A 478-nucleotide genomic window follows, 5' to 3' on the forward strand; every position below is an offset into this window, starting at 1 on the left:
ATTTTTGCGTTCGGGCAGTGCGCTTGAACTTCAAGGTCAAAAGCCGTATTCATGTCCATCGCGACCGCTTCGATATTATTGCCATGCTTGCCTAACAGCTCGAAGAACGGTCGTATGTCCTTGCGGCTACGGCCTAACCCTATCCAAATGACTTGATGAGTCTTAGCGTCAGCGATGACCGTGGCATACCTATGTCCTTTAAAAATGGCGAACTCGTCCATGACAAGCTGCCTTAGCTCTCCCCATTTCACTGACGGTACCACTTGTCGAAGTCGGCGTTATCTATCTCTTCAATGGTGTGCCAATGTACGCTCGTTAACTGGGAGATATGCTTAATGGGAAGAAGAGGCAGCAGTTGTTCTATATAACTTTTTAAGCGCTTCGTTATACGAGCATAAGGCTCTAACCAAGATAGAGACTCTGTTTTTATGCCGCAGTCACGACACTTAATTCTTCGAGTTTGAACGGAAAGTTCAAC

1 pseudogene is annotated in these 478 nt (G+C 46.2%); it reads right to left on the minus strand.

What is annotated here, in order from left to right:
• Positions 1-478: pseudogene (locus AB4209_RS22480) on the minus strand (transposase); the annotation flags it as partial.

This window comes from Vibrio sp. 10N.286.48.C11 (assembly GCF_041469805.1).
In the GTDB taxonomy this organism is placed as follows: Bacteria; Pseudomonadota; Gammaproteobacteria; order Enterobacterales; family Vibrionaceae; genus Vibrio; species Vibrio crassostreae_C.